Source organism: Vibrio sp. 2033, from assembly GCF_033339735.1.
Map to the genome: position 1 here is coordinate 116,700 of NZ_JAWOVC010000016.1, position 16,101 is coordinate 132,800.

Annotated in this window: 10 protein-coding genes; 6 read left to right on the plus strand and 4 right to left on the minus strand. The window is 43.8% G+C overall.

Going from position 1 to position 16,101, the window contains the following annotated elements; all coding sequences use genetic code 11:
• Positions 1-3 precede the first annotated feature (3 nt).
• Complete coding sequence (locus R7P74_RS18760; protein ID WP_005386726.1) at positions 4-396, plus strand: GspS/AspS pilotin family protein; 393 nt, start codon at positions 4-6, stop codon at positions 394-396.
• 133 nt (positions 397-529) lie between these two features.
• Here the strand turns inward: R7P74_RS18760 and metE are convergent, their stop codons facing one another.
• Positions 530-2,812: a 5-methyltetrahydropteroyltriglutamate--homocysteine S-methyltransferase gene (gene metE / locus R7P74_RS18765; protein ID WP_064354143.1), complete on the minus strand. Its 2,283-nt coding sequence runs from the start codon at positions 2,810-2,812 to the stop codon at positions 530-532.
• Positions 2,813-3,093: 281 nt separating this feature from the next.
• On the opposite strand from metE, the gene metR reads away from it, so the two are divergent.
• Positions 3,094-4,005 carry an HTH-type transcriptional regulator MetR gene (gene metR / locus R7P74_RS18770; RefSeq protein WP_054730490.1) on the plus strand — a complete coding sequence of 304 codons (912 nt, stop codon included), beginning with the start codon at positions 3,094-3,096 and terminating at the stop codon, positions 4,003-4,005.
• Between the two features lie 21 nt (positions 4,006-4,026).
• On the opposite strand, the gene R7P74_RS18775 is transcribed toward metR, so the two are convergent.
• The 3 genes from R7P74_RS18775 to R7P74_RS18785 form a co-directional block, all read right to left on the minus strand.
• The gene (locus R7P74_RS18775; protein ID WP_005376762.1) at positions 4,027-4,227 is read right to left on the minus strand and encodes a DUF4250 domain-containing protein; all 201 of its coding nucleotides are present in this window, start codon (positions 4,225-4,227) and stop codon (positions 4,027-4,029) included.
• Positions 4,228-4,379: 152 nt separating this feature from the next.
• Positions 4,380-5,090 carry a hypothetical protein gene (locus R7P74_RS18780; protein WP_195723078.1) on the minus strand — a complete coding sequence of 237 codons (711 nt, stop codon included), beginning with the start codon at positions 5,088-5,090 and terminating at the stop codon, positions 4,380-4,382.
• An 86-nt stretch (positions 5,091-5,176) separates the two neighbouring features.
• Positions 5,177-7,633, minus strand: coding sequence for a sensor domain-containing phosphodiesterase (locus R7P74_RS18785; protein WP_318123045.1), 2,457 nt, complete (start codon positions 7,631-7,633; stop codon positions 5,177-5,179).
• Between the two features lie 425 nt (positions 7,634-8,058).
• Between R7P74_RS18785 and R7P74_RS18790 the strand changes: the two genes are divergently transcribed.
• The 4 genes from R7P74_RS18790 to R7P74_RS18805 all read left to right on the plus strand — a co-directional run bounded on the left by R7P74_RS18790 (position 8,059) and on the right by R7P74_RS18805 (position 15,994).
• Complete coding sequence (locus tag R7P74_RS18790; protein ID WP_213965728.1) at positions 8,059-10,374, plus strand: YgiQ family radical SAM protein; 2,316 nt, start codon at positions 8,059-8,061, stop codon at positions 10,372-10,374.
• A gap of 262 nt (positions 10,375-10,636) precedes the next feature.
• Complete coding sequence (locus tag R7P74_RS18795; RefSeq protein ID WP_225474062.1) at positions 10,637-14,137, plus strand: T6SS effector BTH_I2691 family protein; 3,501 nt, start codon at positions 10,637-10,639, stop codon at positions 14,135-14,137.
• A 3-nt stretch (positions 14,138-14,140) separates the two neighbouring features.
• Positions 14,141-15,040 (plus strand): hypothetical protein, encoded by a 900-nt coding sequence (locus R7P74_RS18800; protein WP_225474063.1) that lies wholly within the window; start codon positions 14,141-14,143, stop codon positions 15,038-15,040.
• Between the two features lie 3 nt (positions 15,041-15,043).
• Positions 15,044-15,994 carry a hypothetical protein gene (locus R7P74_RS18805; protein WP_047103328.1) on the plus strand — a complete coding sequence of 317 codons (951 nt, stop codon included), beginning with the start codon at positions 15,044-15,046 and terminating at the stop codon, positions 15,992-15,994.
• The last annotated feature ends 107 nt before the right edge of the window (positions 15,995-16,101 follow it).

Here is a 16,101-nt window from a genome sequence, read left to right on the forward strand (position 1 = left end):
TTTATGAAAAAATTACTGTGTCTTTTCTTGGTATTTGGTGCTCTGGCTGGCTGTTCATCAACCGATGATAATCAGCGCCAACTTGAGCTTATGGCATCAAACCGAGCAGGAGTTTTGTCTGCGGGCCTCCCTTTAGAGTACGGTCCACTGCAAATAATGCGTGTCTCATCCAACAAAAATGTTGTAGAGATGATGATGATTTATAACGATGGCGCACTCGGTGCAAAGCCGTTAAATCAAGTACTGAATACCAGTATCTATACCTACTGCAGCAACCCAGAAGTTCGCAAGCAAATTGATATGGGCTTGATGTATCGTATTAAGGTACGTAATTCTCGCGGTCAGTTGATGGCTGATGAGTTGGTTTCCGCACAAACTTGTACTCAGGTGAAGTAGCTACAGTAATTTTTGTTGCTTTCGGCATGAGACGATGATTCGCTATTATTGGATAATCTGAAAACGAAAGTTAACAATTAAGAATAGAAAAACGGAGACCACAGTCTCCGTTTTTATTTGCTGTAACGATGTGTTACGCCAGCTCAGCACGGAGCTTCTTCGCCGCTGAAACCAGATTTGCCAATGCGGCTTCTGTCTCCTTCCAGTTTCGTGTTTTCAGACCACAATCTGGGTTTACCCACAAACGTTGAGCCGGAATTTTTTCTGCCGCTTTCTTGATTAAACCTTCAATCCATTCTTCCGTAGGAATGTTTGGTGAGTGAATGTCATAAACACCAGGGCCAATTTCGTTCGGGTAATTGAACTCTTCAAATGCTTTCAGCAACTCCATATTCGAGCGAGATGTTTCAATGGTAATGACGTCCGCATCGAGTGCCGCAACCGAATCAATGATTTCATTGAACTCGCTGTAACACATATGAGTGTGAATCTGAGTTTCTGGTTTTGCACTTGCCGCAGAGACCTTAAACGCATTTACGGCCCATTCTAAGTACGCTTTGTGATCGCGTTTTTTTAGTGGTAAACCTTCTCGAATGGCTGGCTCATCAATTTGAATGATATTGATGCCTGCATCTTGCAGGTCAGACACCTCATCACGCAGTGCCAAAGCAAGTTGCTGCGCAATTTCTTGACGTGTGATGTCTTCACGTGGGAACGTCCAACATAAAATCGTTACTGGTCCAGTCAACATGCCTTTCATCTGTTTGCGGGTTAGCGACTGGGCGTACGTCGACCATTCAACCGTGATCGGTTTTTCACGTTCAATGTCAGCAACTACAATGGCAGGTTTCACACAGCGAGAGCCATAACTCTGTACCCAACCAAATTTGGTCGTTTGAAAACCCGCCAAGTTCTCAGCGAAGTATTCCACCATGTCGTTACGCTCTGCTTCACCGTGAACAAGCACATCTAGGTCGAGCGCCTCTTGACGTTTCACTGCGTCAGCAATATGTCCTTTAAGTGCTTGGATATATTCAGACTCAGATAATTGACCTGTACGATAAGCGCTGCGCTGCACCCGGATTTCACCCGTTTGAGGAAAAGAGCCGATTGTCGTTGTTGGCAACAAAGGCAAGCCCAATACTTCAGCTTGATGCGCAGCACGCTCTGCATAAGGTGCGCTGCGCTCGGCAAGTGACGCGGTAATGTTGTTTAAACGCGCTTGTACTTGAGGTTTATTCACATGTGTTGCTGTCTTGCGCGCTTTGATTGGCTGGCTATAGGTATCACAAGCGCGAATCGCATTTTGATCACCATCGAGCGCTCGGCCAAGCAAGGCGACTTCTGCCACTTTTTGTTTTGCAAAGGCAAACCAACTTTTTACTTCTTCGCTCAGTTCTGTTTCCAGTGCTAAATCAACAGGGCTATGTAGCAGAGAACATGAACTGGCAACCCAAAGTTTGTCGCCCAGTTTCTCTTTGACTGGCTGTAGACGCTCGAGTTGGGTACTTAAATCTGAACGCCACACATTACGACCATTCACAACACCAGCAGAAAGCACCCAATCCTCCGGTAACTTGGTAACTACATCGTCAAGCTGCTTAGGGACGGTAGATAAATCGATATGCAAACCATCCACCGGTAACTCTACAATTTTGTCTAGCGTATCGCTTACGGAGTCAAAGTACGTCGTTAGCAGCACTTTTACATCGCTTCGAATCACTTGGTAGGCCAGCTTAAACGAATCAGCCCATTTGCTTTCTAGCTCCAGTGACAAAATTGGCTCATCAATCTGAACCCACTCAACACCTTGACTTGCTAGCTTTGCCAAAATAGCTTGGTAAGCAGTAAGTAAGCGTGGTAGCAGGGTTAAGCGGTCAAACCCTTCTTCGACCTCTTTGCCCAAGTAAAGGTAACTGACTGGGCCAAGCAAAACAGGCTTCACTTGGTGGCCAGCTTGAAGCGCTTCATTGACTTCTTCAAACAGTTGGGGCCAGCTCACTTCAAACGTATCGTCCTTACTGAATTCAGGGACGATGTAATGGTAGTTTGTGTTGAACCATTTGGTCATATCCGATGCCGCAGCGCCCGCACAGCTGCAACCCGCCTGAGATTGACCGCGACCCACTTTAAACAACGTATCCAGGTTAGGGAAACCACCAGCGTGACGCTTTGGCACATGACCCAATAGCAACGTGGTCGTCAGTACATGATCGTACCAAGCGAAGTCGCCAGCTGTGGCAAAACTCAGACCAGCATCCGTTTGTGTTTGCCAGTTTTTGGCGCGTAGATCTGCCCCAACCTTTTTAAGCTCAGCTTGATCAATTTCTCCTCGCCAGTATTTCTCCTGAGCGAATTTTAATTCTCTTTTTTCACCAATGCGTGGATAACCTAGTATGTGAGTCGTTGTCGCCATGTCCCTATTCCTTTCTCAATTTTGTTCAATTTGTTTGGATCAGAGCATCTTTCGGTAAAGAATGAGATGTCTGGATGGCTAAACTATCGCTCTCATCTGATATTAGAACAACGTCCATTTATTCAACTTGTTTATTAAAAAAATTCATCATGAAGCGACATGATTCGCAGATAAAAACAACAAATAGACGTCTAGACGTTTACATATCCATTTTTTGTCGTTAAGTTATTTACACGATTGCTATTCTGTTCATAGCGAGCAACAAAGGATGAAAGGAATTCATGATAGAGCTAAAACATTTGCGGACACTCACTTCGCTTCGAGACACTGGCTCTCTAACGGCGACAGCGACCGCTTTACATCTCACTCAGTCGGCACTGTCTCATCAGATCAAAGATTTGGAGGCGCGAATTGGAGGGCAACTGTTCCTGAGAAAGACTCGTCCGGTGAAGTTCACTTCAGAGGGAGAAATCCTATTGCGTCTTGCAGAAGATATCCTTCCGAAACTCGCAAGAGCAGAAAATGATTTAGCGAGCTTGAAAGAAGACGTCAATGGCCGATTACATATGGCCATTGAATGTCACTCTTGCTTCCAATGGCTAATGCCTGCACTTAGGGAGTACCAACTTGCTTGGCCTAGCGTAACATTGGACTTTTCCTCTGGTTTTGGCTTTGAACCACTCCCAGCTTTATTGGCAGGCGAACTCGATCTTGTTATTACTTCCGATATCCAACCTCGATCTGAAGTCCACTACGAGCCTCTATTCGACTTTGAAATGCGTTTAATTACCGCAACCAACCACCCATTGGCGGAAAAAGAAATTATTGATCCGCAAGATCTCGCAGATCAAACCATGCTCTCTTATCCTGTTCAAAAACAGAGGCTAGACGTCGTAAAACACTTTCTTCAGCCAGCAGGAATAGAACCTGCGAAATGGAAGCAAGCCGACAATACTCTCATGTTAGTTCAGATGGTCTCTGCTGGATTAGGGGTGGCGGCACTACCCAATTGGGCGATTTCTGAATTTTCTCGCCAAGGTCTTATTACCAGTAAACCTTTCGGCCAAGGCTTATGGCGTCGCTTGTTTGCAGCAACGCGTCACTCAGAGAGAGAGAAGCGTTACTTACAAGCTTTTTTCGCAACCGCGAGGCTACAATGTAAAAGCCACCTTGACGGAATCAAGGTGGCTTAAAATATTTGGGTTATGAAAGGCTTAGCGTTGATATGCTTTAAATTGGTTAGTCAATGGATCGTACTGATAACCGAGCATATCAAGCTTGCCGACTACAGACTCTACATCCATCTCATACACTGATACTAACTCGTCAAAACTGTCGCACTCTAAACGTAGCTTTTCGTTGACGATACCTAGCAAAATAGTGCTGTCCAGATTACCTACATTGCTTAAATCCATCGCGACTCTCCTCTTCGACAAGGTATATAAACAAGCGTAGTAGTAATCACGCGAATTTAAAGTGAGTGCGATCTAAAACGTGATCACCTTATACCCAAGCACCAAGAAAGCACTTGGATATAAGCCGTCTAGCTTTGTCTTTAGAATAGAGGTTAAGCCGCGAGAGAGAATAAATCTTGCAGGCTCGTCATCGACGCGAGTGCTAGAAACAAGGCAACGCTCAGTTGCACCTTTTCTGGTTTCTTATGCGTAAAAATATGCCAACACCACACAATAATTGAAGAAATTAGCATAGCTAAAGACAGCAAGATTGGCTGTGTTGCAGCGTTCAGTGCAGCTTCATTTAACTGGTAAGAAGCAAACAACGTTGCGATGACTAATAGCATTCCAGACACAATGCCCGTAACTGGTAAAATACGGTGAAATGCCTGTAATCTGCTGCGAGCTATCGTAAGCAGCAATTGAGAAAATGACGCCCCAAGGAAAAATATCATTAGCGCCATCGCTATCGATGCTGGCCAGCTTGATTGCTCAAATACTTGAATACTCACATACGCAAAGGCCAAACCATTCGCTAAATGCATCGCCCATAGTGGCCCTTTTTCACGCGTTTTCTTGGTTTGAACCTGAGAATAGAAGTAGAAAATAGCAAACACGATCATAAATGCTTCAATGCGAAGTGACGCAACAGCGAGCCACAATACAGCTACTGCTGGCAACATTTTATGAAGACGTCCTCGCTGACCAGGACAAATATCGCCCTTGATTAGAAGCAAAGTCAGTAGCGCTTGTGCGCCAAATAGCATCGGAGGGAAAGTAACCAGCAATTGTTGAATCATGTTGAATGCACGCTCAAAAGTCATTTTGGGGGGCGATAATATCAAATCAACTATCGCCAAACCACCGAAAGTCGGCCCCCAAATGAGCTAAAACGGTAAGACAATTTTATTCACAGAGAAGCAAGATACTTCAACGCGTCTTCCTGCGTTAAAACTCCACGGTACTCTTCTTTGGTATTACACAATACCCAAGGGAAACGAATGCCGGTTTTCACCAACTCTCGAATAACAGAGACAGGTAAATCCTCATCAACCAACACAAATTCGGTGCTCATTATCTGATTAACAGGACGTTTCCAAATTCTGCTTTCTCGTTCAGTTTCTCGCTCTGTGCCCATCGAGGGCGTTAGGTGTAAATTCACCGTCTCTTTCGTAATTAACCCAACACAACGATTTTCATTGAGAACAACTAAAGGCAAGCTTGGATTCAAATTCATGTACTCAACTGCCAAGGAGAGCGGTTCTCCAGGGTCCATAGACCTGACTTGTTCATGGCTCAAAGATTGCAACACATCACTTTGCTTAGACTCAATCGCGATGTCAGAGAACAGATGCTCATAACTGTCCGCTTTATCCATCAAATCGACAGGCACGGCAGCAGAAAATAGAAAGCCCTGCATGTAATCGACACCGATTTCTGCCAATACTTGAAGTTCTTGCTTAGATTCCACGCCTTCAGCAACCACTTTTACATTCATTTGCTGTGCAAGCTCGGTGACCATTTTCACAATGTTATAGCTGGTGCTCCCTTTATGAATGTTCTTGATGAATTTTCGGTCTATTTTCAGTAAATCAAACTGCCCTTTTTCTAGATAAGAAAAAGAAGAATACCCAGTACCGAAGTCATCAATCGCGATCTCAACGCCCTCTTTCCGCACTTCCTCTAGAGCTCGAGTATGCTCCTCATCTTGTTCAAAATACGCGGTTTCTGTTAGCTCGATAGTTACTCGCTTAGGGTCTACACCACTGGCTTTAATCAAATCATGCGACCGCTGAAGGATCTGAAGAGAATCCAATTTCGTGTTGAGGGAGCGATTGATGGTCACGCCCACGTCCTCGCCATAAATTTCTTGTAAGCGCGGAAAGTGCTTCAACGCAGCTTGGCAGACCACGTCATCAAGTGCCGCTATGAGTTCTAGATCTTCAATAATAGCGATCATCTTTTGCGTACAATACGCATCATTTTCATCATAAAAGCGTGCGAGAGCCTCGAACTTAACCACTCTTCCGGTTTGAACGTCGATAATCGGTTGAAAGTAAACGTCCACTAGCCCACTCTCTATTTGCGCCTCCAAAAACGCCTCGAGATGTTGGCGCTTCACTAATTCAGAGTGAAGTTCACTGTCGTAAAAGTTGAAATAGCTGCCTTCACCGGAAATAGAGGACAACATCGCTTGCGCTGCATGTGCTAGCGCTTGTCTTGGTCGGTTCGTATCATAGCCAAGGATTGACACACCAGTTTGGCCTTTAACGATAGTGGCATGCATTTTTGTGCCCATTTCATTTCTAAGCTCATTAAAGAACCCTTTCATGGCAATTTGGATCAAACGAACCGGGCTCAACCATTGACAATGAGGGGTCTGCAAGCATACGACAAACACATCCCGAGATAACTGCCCCGCAATACTGGTGTAGCGACTTCGCATAATAAAATCTGCAAAACCTAATTGCTGTTCAAGCAAGTATCTCTCCGAAAACTTGGGTCTGAGTGTCATAACAATGTTGAGTTCTTTATTTCTGCTTTCATTCGCTAAGTTAGCTAATTGGAGTTCAAATTCTTTCCTCGTTGGTAAAAAGGCAGCCCAATCATGCTGTTGTTCACAACGATTTTTCATCCACAACAACGAAGCAGAAATATCCGTAGAAAATCCGAGATAAAGAATTCGTCCAGAGTGAAACGTAAGTCGGTAAATACAAAGATGATGAGCTTGGTTGCTACCATTTGCTGTTTTGCTCAGCAAGTTACCACACCAACATCCTTCATCATTAATTTGCTGCCACAGCTGCTCATAAAACGCTTGGCTATGGTGAGAGGTACTGAATATATGAGTTTTAAGCCCAACCAGATCTCGGTTTTGATAGCCCATTTGTAACTCAAAGGCACGGTTACAACCTAAGATGCGCGTATCTTCATCGGCAACTAAAACGCCTACATTTGGCAAATCAAAAATCGTTTCGAGGATTTTCGCTAACTCCTCGCAACCAGTGATTGTTAATTGTGGAATGATAGTGCCTTGGATAATGCGCTTATTGAGCCTTTCAAAACTAATAGTAACGTGCACTAAGTTAACGTTTTTTAGCATCATGCAACAAGAAAACCGCCCCCGTCCGCCAAAGAGTTCCACTTCTAGAATTCGTTGTTTTAGAGTTTCTTGTTGCCCCATCAGCATATGATCAAACAAGTTATTTAGGCTGGTTACTGGCGTACTTATCCCAAATGCCTTTGCCATTCCTTGCTGATCACATTCGAACTCGCGAGTATCAATATCGTAAGACCACTCTATAACAGGAGTTAGACTGGAAGTCGTATGCATTTTTGGATGCACTGTTGTCGTAGATTCACTCATACCCTAGCCCCTTTTTTTGTAATTAGCCCAAGGCTCAAAATTCACAGTCAATTCGCGACATTCCAGTTGGGACCTGCCGATCCTCTTTATAGATGGATTGTGTCAACGATAAGCCTATCGACTTAGAACTATTTCCAGAGCAGCTCAGCCTTTTGCATTTAATATGCACTAATTTGATTATAGGCTTTACCCCATATAAGCACACCATTGCTTATACTTTGTATTAAGATTGCGACATTTTTCATGAACCGCTCTATAACCATGAGGCTTTCAAGGTGAAATTAGACAGAAAATCGCCGATAGAGCATTGATATTTTTACAAACCAAATAAAACTCGATGAACTAAGCTGGAATAGATGAGTTTGTTATAGATACCTGATAATCAAATCGCTATAATTCGCGCTCCCTGGAACAGAGAGCAAAATATGACCAATAACATCACTCCTATTCATGAGTACAAAAAATACTGGGCAGAGTGTTTTGGTACGGCACCTTTCTTGCCGACCAGTCGCAAAGAAATGGATGCCCTAGGATGGGATAGCTGTGACATTATCATTGTAACCGGTGACGCTTATGTGGATCACCCAAGCTTTGGTATGGCTATCATTGGCCGCCTGCTAGAAGCACAAGGTTTCCGTGTCGGTATCATTGCTCAACCAGAATGGCAAAATAAAGATGCGTTCATGCAACTTGGTAAGCCAAATCTGTTCTTCGGGATCACTGCGGGTAACATGGACTCCATGATCAACCGTTACACCGCGGATAAAAAACTTCGTCACGATGACGCGTACACACCGAATAACGAAGGTGGTAAACGCCCAGACCGCGCGACTTTGGTTTACTCTCAGCGTTGTCGTGAGGCTTACAAAGAAGTACCTATTGTTTTAGGTGGTATCGAAGCCAGCCTACGCCGTGTGGCACACTACGATTACTGGTCAGATAAAGTTCGTCGTTCAGTACTGTTTGATGCAAAAGCAGACATCCTACTTTTTGGTAACGCAGAACGCGCACTTGTCGAAGTAGCACATCGCATCGCAAACGGCGAAGACATCAGCACCATGACCAATATTCGTGGTACTGCTGTGAACTTGCCAGCGGCGCCAGAAGGCTACACGGTTATTGATTCTTCTCGCATTGAAAAACCTCGTAAAGAAGCGTTCGTACCAAAGAACCCATACGAAGTAGAAACTCAGTGTGAAACTAAAAAAGACGAGCCAGTTGCACAACCAATCACGATTCGCCCATCACGCCACGATGCTGCGACGACTGCGGTCCGTTTACCTTCGTTTGAAAAGCTAAGAAACGATCGCATTCTTTATGCACATGCAAGCCGTGTATTGCATTTAGAAACGAACCCGTACTCTGGTCGAGCGTTACTTCAAAGCCATGGTGATCGTGAACTTTGGGTAAACCAAGCTCCAATTCCATTGACGACCGAAGAGATGGACTTTGTGTTTGGCCTGCCTTACGCGCGTGTCCCTCACCCTATGTACGGCAAAGCAAAAATTCCTGCGTACGACATGATCAAGACGTCTGTAAACATCATGCGTGGTTGCTTTGGTGGCTGTTCTTTCTGTTCGATTACCGAGCATGAAGGTCGAATCATTCAAAACCGTTCGAAAGAGTCTATCATCAACGAGATTGAAGAAATTCGCGACAAAGTTCCAGGCTTTACCGGCACAATTTCCGATCTTGGTGGCCCGACTGCAAACATGTACCGCCTGGGCTGTAAAGATCCAAAAGCGGAAGCGAACTGTCGTCGTCCTTCTTGTGTATTCCCGGGCATCTGTAACAAGCTAAACACAGACCACAAACACACGATCGATTTATACCGTGAAGCGCGTAAAGTTGAAGGCGTGAAGAAAGTGATGGTTGCATCTGGCGTACGTTACGACCTTGCGATTGAATCACCAGAATACGTGAAAGAGCTCGTGACTCACCACGTAGGCGGTTACTTGAAGATTGCACCGGAACATACAGAGAAAGGTCCTCTTGATCTGATGATGAAGCCAGGCATGGGTACGTACGATCGCTTTAAAGAGATGTTCGAGAAATACAGTGCAGAAGCAGGCAAGAAGCAGTACTTAATCCCTTATTTTATCTCTGCGCACCCAGGCACAGAAGACGAAGACATGCTGAACCTTGCTCTGTGGCTGAAAAAGAACAACTTCGAATGTGACCAAGTACAAAACTTCTACCCTTCGCCAATGTGTAACGCAACGTCGATGTACTACTCAGAGACAAACCCTCTGAAACGCGTGAAGTACAAAAAACGTGAAGATGTACCTGTAGCAAAAGGTGAACGTCAACGTCGCCTACATAAAGCGCTGTTGCGTTACCACGATCCAGCAAACTGGCCAATGATCCGCGAAGCCCTAGTCAGTATGGGTAAAAAACATTTGATTGGTGACAAACAAGGCTGTCTCGTTCCTGCAGAAGACATTGAAGCACAAACACCTGCGCAACGTCGTAAATCTGGTCGTCACGGGGCAAACCGCTTTGCAACCAAACATACCAAAAACCAACCAGGCTTCGGTGGTCATTTGAACAAACGCTCTGAAGGCGGTTCAAAAGATGGTAAACCATCTGGTAACCGTAACGGTTCTGGCAAAGCTACAGGTGGTCAACGCCCTGCAAGCAACGGCCAACGTCCTAGCGGCAACGGTGCAAACCGCCCGGCAGGTAGCAAGCCGCAAGGACAAGGCAAACCAGGTGGTCAACGTAAACCAAAGCGTCGCTAATTATTTAGAGCTTAAATACTAGAAAGGGCTCCAGAGTTAACTCTGGAGCCCTTTTGTTTTGTCGGCTCATTGAGGCATCACTAATAACTCAAACTTTGATTCAATCAATACAAAAAATGGTAAACACCAACCAACTTATTGGAAAAACAAACAATTATTTGATTGAAGCAAAACCATAAAAATCTAACTCATTGATTTTTAATTGCTTTATTTTGGTGCGATATTTGCGTAACAGAATAAAACTCTTAAACATGGGCTAACGATGAATAATCCACTTCCCCCAAAAACTTCTATGTTCTGGTATGACAACAGCTATACCTATGAGGAGGCCGTTCAGGCATTTGAAAGCGATGGTACACTGAAATCGCTGAATATCGTTCCAACCACGGAATCCGATGATCTTGCTGGCTCACCCCCAGAGCGCAGTATGTTTTGGGAGGGAGAAACAAAAAAAATCGATCCGCCACCGCCGTCTGAACCAGAGCCTCTCAATTTAAAAACTGAGAAAGAAGCAACGGAAGCATCACCTGCGCACTTTATCCCAGTCCGCTATGCCATCGATCAGCTAGAAACAGAAGAGACACAACCTTTTGGTTTGCCTGAAGAATGGAAAGGCCAAGGCCCAGCCAAACTCAATACCGTTGGTTACACCCTGCGTCAACTGCGCGACGGTTGGCTGTATGTCTATGATGCAATCAACAAAAGCTTAGACGAATACGAAATCAAAGGAACGCAATTCACGCTCTATAAGTTGGGAGAATCAGAAAGCCCAAAATCAGAGCAGCGTGGGACACCACAAGATGCAAAGCCCTTTCTTACTTACGTCAACGGAAGCGTACTATCGATTTGCTTCTCTGAGCACCGCTGGACATGGCACACGTTCATGCGCGTACTTAACAATCCGAGTAATCATATCGATCGCATGCAAACCATTGTTCTCTCCTCAAACGAGAATCAACACAACATTGCACCAATAGATAAGTTAACCCAAGTCGCTGATATTGAATCTTCTGCCGTCGATGATGGTCGCTTTGCGGATTCTGGCATCGCCACCAAAGCAGATGAAGATGGTTCTGTCTTTAAACCTGTCGCAGTCGAAAGCGATTTAACCTCTGCGATTCCAGAAGAAGAATCAGGCTACTTCGTCGCGATAAAAGATTACGCCGCAGACATTCAAGATATGTCACTGCATTTTGTTGGTGCCGCAAGCCCTTACCGCCTTTTCACTGACCAGTTTTCAAACCAGTGGAACTTGATGCAGACCGCCATGCAACTGTGTATGTTCGGGGCAAGTGACAATATAGACATGCCCACAGGAGTAAAGCGCAAAAACCAAGAGCTTGAATTCTATATGGACATGGCGGATTACTATGACAACTCAGCAATGGTTGACCTTACCAGTGAATCTCAAGCAGCTATCATCAAAGGAATGCCATCTTCATTTTCCCAGCAAGCTATCGATGATTACCAAAAATCCACTTCAGAAATAGCAGGGGCCATACAGAAGAAATATGGCATTTCAGCAAACCGATTTGGTAAATACGAGCAATGGATAGCGACTGAGCGTTGGCGTAAGCAACTCAACTGGAAACAAATGCTGAGCGAAATGCAAGAGCTGTCAGAACAAAAAGAAACCATGCTAGCCCAAGTTGTCTCGGTCAAACGCGACTTTATCGCAGTAATGGAGTCCTTAACGCCGCATCATCTCGAAAGAACCTTCGACCTATACAGCGAAGACACACAGTACAGCTTGTATCAACTGCACAAGCAAGCGGTTGAGTCATTTACTTTGGTGATACAAGAAGAAGACCGACAGTGGGCTGAAAGCCAATGGGAAAAACCAACCAGTTTACTTGCTCTCTATGCCTCTGGGTTTAGTCGTAGTTTATTTAAAGTGATGGAGAAGAATATTACTGAGGCGCAGAATGAACAGTCGATCACCTCAGAAAATTCTGATGCTGATAATCAGTTGATGGACCGGATCTCGGCTACCAGCAACCGTGTGAGCATGTACTCTAAGATCATGGATTTTGTTTCCAACCCAAACACTGCGGAAACGGACTTTCTCAAGGATATCGCCAAAGGTTTCCAAGAGCTGGACATTATCTTTAAATCTGCAATAGGTGCACTTGCAAAAGGCGTTGTAGAGTTTGGCGTTAGCATGACTTCACAAGCATCGATTTTACTGATGCCTGTTTTCGCTAAACCTCTGAACCGTCAGAGCTATTATTTGTTTGCCGTTATTGCAGAGCATATGGCACACAATATGCCGGTGACTGTAAATGAAAGCTACGCTCGCGATTTTGAAAAATGGAAAACACGCGTAAATGATTACCTAAGTGAGCTCAAGAAAAACGATGCGGTCATTGCTGACTTCCAGAAAAACAACCGCAAAGCTGACTCTAAATACACAACAGCTTTAAAAAATAAAAAGAGAATTAAGAAGGCACTCGCTGTGGCTACATTGGAGTACCCACAGTATATTGAATTACCCGATGATCTACCGCAAAGAACCGTCGAGCTTAGAACTGGGATCGCTATGAATAAGCTCGATGATTTGAATAAACTGTTCGAGAATGCCGGTGGTCTAGGCTTTATGGCATTAGTATTTAACTGCATCGCGCTTGGTGATGCCATGAGCAGTATTCAAGACACTGGATTAATGTCCTCAGATGAATTTTTGGATATCCAACAAAAGCTTTTTTATACAGTCAACGCTTGGACGGGTATTCGTACAGGTAAGCTGTGGAATCGTGTACAAGGAAACAGTGAACTTAGAAAAACTGCCCTGAAAGCGATTCAGACATCAAGAAACCCTAGAATACGAGCACTACCTTCTGCCGATTTAGCAATATTTAATAAATGGTTGGCGATTACGGGAATGCTAGGCACCCTAGCTTCAGGTATAGAAGCCTATCGCTCTTGGCAGAAAATAGACAACCTTCATGGAACAGCTAGAGTTGTGGAGTACTTCAATTTTGCATCTTTATTTGGATTGACACTTATCGGTGGATTTCAAGCTATCGGTGGATTAACCGGGGTTTGGTCGGCAAATATCCTGTTTGGAGGTCCGATCATGTTTGCCATTATGGGCCTCACTACGGTTTACCTTCTTAGTAACCATATAATGAGTAAACTTAAACAAGACGATTATCAAAAATGGTTAGATAAACTTCCTTGGGGGCATCACTCGAATAAAGCACGTTGGAGTCAATCCTCAAGCTTGGTAGAGAGAGAAAAGCATAATTCTTCTTTGGTACAAGAGGCTCTTTTTAAGTTAAAAACCATAATGGATAAACCTTTAATCTGCCAAATACCAATGATGCGTACCGTTCCGAATTCAACAACACAGTATCCAGCAGCAAAACAAGAATTGTTTGGTATTGAGTTACATATCCAAGTTCCTACCAATGCAGCAAGAGATGGAATAAAGCTTAGGACAAATACTTCTGTAACAGAGGGAGGACTGGAGTCGGGAGCTTGGTACACTGGAGTAGATCTAGAAACGTTGGATAGTTCAACTGATTCATCAGATTCTCAAAGCGTCTATAAATTGACTCTACCAATGAAAGACTCAGCTAACTATCTAGCATTTGAGATAGAATACATCCTTGATGATAAAAACGAATTAAGCCGTAAGTACTGGTTCCAAAATAATGCAAAACAGCGTGCAACTTATACGGCGATTTCAGACAATACTAAACAAGCAACGATCAGAAGTTCATTAACTTCAGATGCTAGTGAACTTAGCTTACAGGAGTAACCCTTGGCTTATTTACCTTTTTACATCACGCCAGAAGAATTTTCGTCCTACCAAGAAGAACAAGAGCAACAAATTCTAAAGGGGATGAATCTAACAATCTGGCACAAGCACGATATTGAAGAGCCTTTTCGATACTTATACCTATCGATTGCTATAGCCGCTGTCAGTCCATTATTTTTCCTTACCTATTTCCTACATGACAACAGCGACATGATCTTAACTTACATTTTATCGGGTCTGACGATAATCATGTCTGGTGTATCTTATCTGACATTTGGGTTGGACAATCGTTATGATTACACCTTGTCCGATCGCGGGTTGGTTATAAAAAAACGACGTAATTTACCGAATTGGGTAAACTCTGCAACTCAAGTCATGGGCTGGATTGGAGCTATTGTATGTATATTGATGGTTACGTTTGCCGGACCTGTGGTTCTTGTCGGAGCCGGGGGGTTTATACTGGTTTCGTTTCGAATGCTAAAGCGACAACAAAATGAGGAGACTGAAGTACTTGTGGCTCTCCGTGAAAATTGGCTTTGTTGTGAATACTGCAAAAATAGAAAAGTAATCGAACTATTTCATAAACACGATGACTGCTCGTACCAAGACACTGCTAAAACAACGGTAACAAGATACCACTCTATTGGAAGTTCCTATCTATTCGTCTCTTCACCAAAGCAATTAGAGGAAACCTTAAACATGCTTAATCAAGAGTTTGAACTGGATTGTAAAGAAGTCCCAAAAGCGAAAGACTTATTCGATTTCTCGAAACTTCCAGAAATATACAAAACAACGCCATTCCGCGGGACACATTACCCGTTAGAAGCAGTGGGAACGTTACGAACATCAAACGCTCCATTACCTGATTTAGAATATATATCTTCAATTTTAGCCAAGGAGTAACCCTTGGCATATTCACCATTTTATATCACCCCAGAAGAGTTGGCGGTTTATCAAGAGGCGCAAGAGCAAGAGATCCTCTCAGGAGACAATTTAACAACATGGCGTAAATATGATATCGAGGAAGCGAATCGTTTTTCATATATATTTGACAGCTTAGTTCCAATTGCCATCATGTCAGTGGTTCTTTTCTTATTTTGGTATACCTTAGGCCAAGACCCTATGATGGGGTATGTTGCTGTTAGTGTGCTAATAATGGGGTACGGACTCAGCTACCTATTGTTTGGCCTCGATTATCGCTATGACTATATTTTTTCTAGCAAAGGCTTTGTGATGAGAAAGCGTCGCAATATGCCTAAGTGGGTAAATACCGCTACGCAAGCCGTTGGCTGGATAGGTACAGTGGTGTGTTTGGTTATGGTAGCACTGGTTGGTCCAATGGCATTAGCGGGAGCAGGTGCCTTCATTTTGCTTTCATTTGGTATGTTAAAACGCCAGCCTGATGAACCAACAGAAGTGAGAGTTGGAGAGCGAGAAGATTGGCTTTTTGCTGATTACAATAAGAAAAGAAAAGTACTCCAATTCTATTTTAAGTATGACAGGTGCGAATACCAAGATACTGCTCAAAAGATTGTCTTTCGCTCACAAGATCGATTCGATTGTTACGTTTTCTTTAAAACTGAAGCGGATTTAGAATCCATGGTCGCGCAACTGTCAAAGGTCTACAAACTGAATTGTACAGAGGTTGATGACCATAAAAAGCTGTTTGAAGCAAAGCCAGAATCAAGGCTTTTTAGTATTCCTGTTTGTAGTAGAGAATACCAAACCGATGAGGTATTTGATTTTAGGGCGTCAAATGCCCCGCTCCCAGAGCGAGAGTACCTTTACAACGGCAAGTGGCAAACCGAGTCTGAAATCGAACAATCAAAGTCTAAACTAACTACAGCTCTGGAGTAACCCTTGGCATATTCACCATTTTACATCACCCCAGAAGAGTTGGCAGTTTATCAAGAGGCACAAGAGCAAGAAATACTCGCAGGCGATAACGTCAGAACATGGCATAA

Coding starts and splice junctions, on each gene's coding strand:
- R7P74_RS18790 (WP_213965728.1), top strand. CDS start 8,059: ATGACCAATAACATCACTCCTATTCATGAGTACAAAAAATACTGGGCA.
- R7P74_RS18780 (WP_195723078.1), bottom strand. CDS start 5,090: ATGACTTTTGAGCGTGCATTCAACATGATTCAACAATTGCTGGTTACT.
- R7P74_RS18775 (WP_005376762.1), bottom strand. CDS start 4,227: ATGGATTTAAGCAATGTAGGTAATCTGGACAGCACTATTTTGCTAGGT.
- R7P74_RS18760 (WP_005386726.1), top strand. CDS start 4: ATGAAAAAATTACTGTGTCTTTTCTTGGTATTTGGTGCTCTGGCTGGC.
- R7P74_RS18795 (WP_225474062.1), top strand. CDS start 10,637: ATGAATAATCCACTTCCCCCAAAAACTTCTATGTTCTGGTATGACAAC.
- metE (WP_064354143.1), bottom strand. CDS start 2,812: ATGGCGACAACGACTCACATACTAGGTTATCCACGCATTGGTGAAAAA.
- R7P74_RS18785 (WP_318123045.1), bottom strand. CDS start 7,633: ATGAGTGAATCTACGACAACAGTGCATCCAAAAATGCATACGACTTCC.
- metR (WP_054730490.1), top strand. CDS start 3,094: ATGATAGAGCTAAAACATTTGCGGACACTCACTTCGCTTCGAGACACT.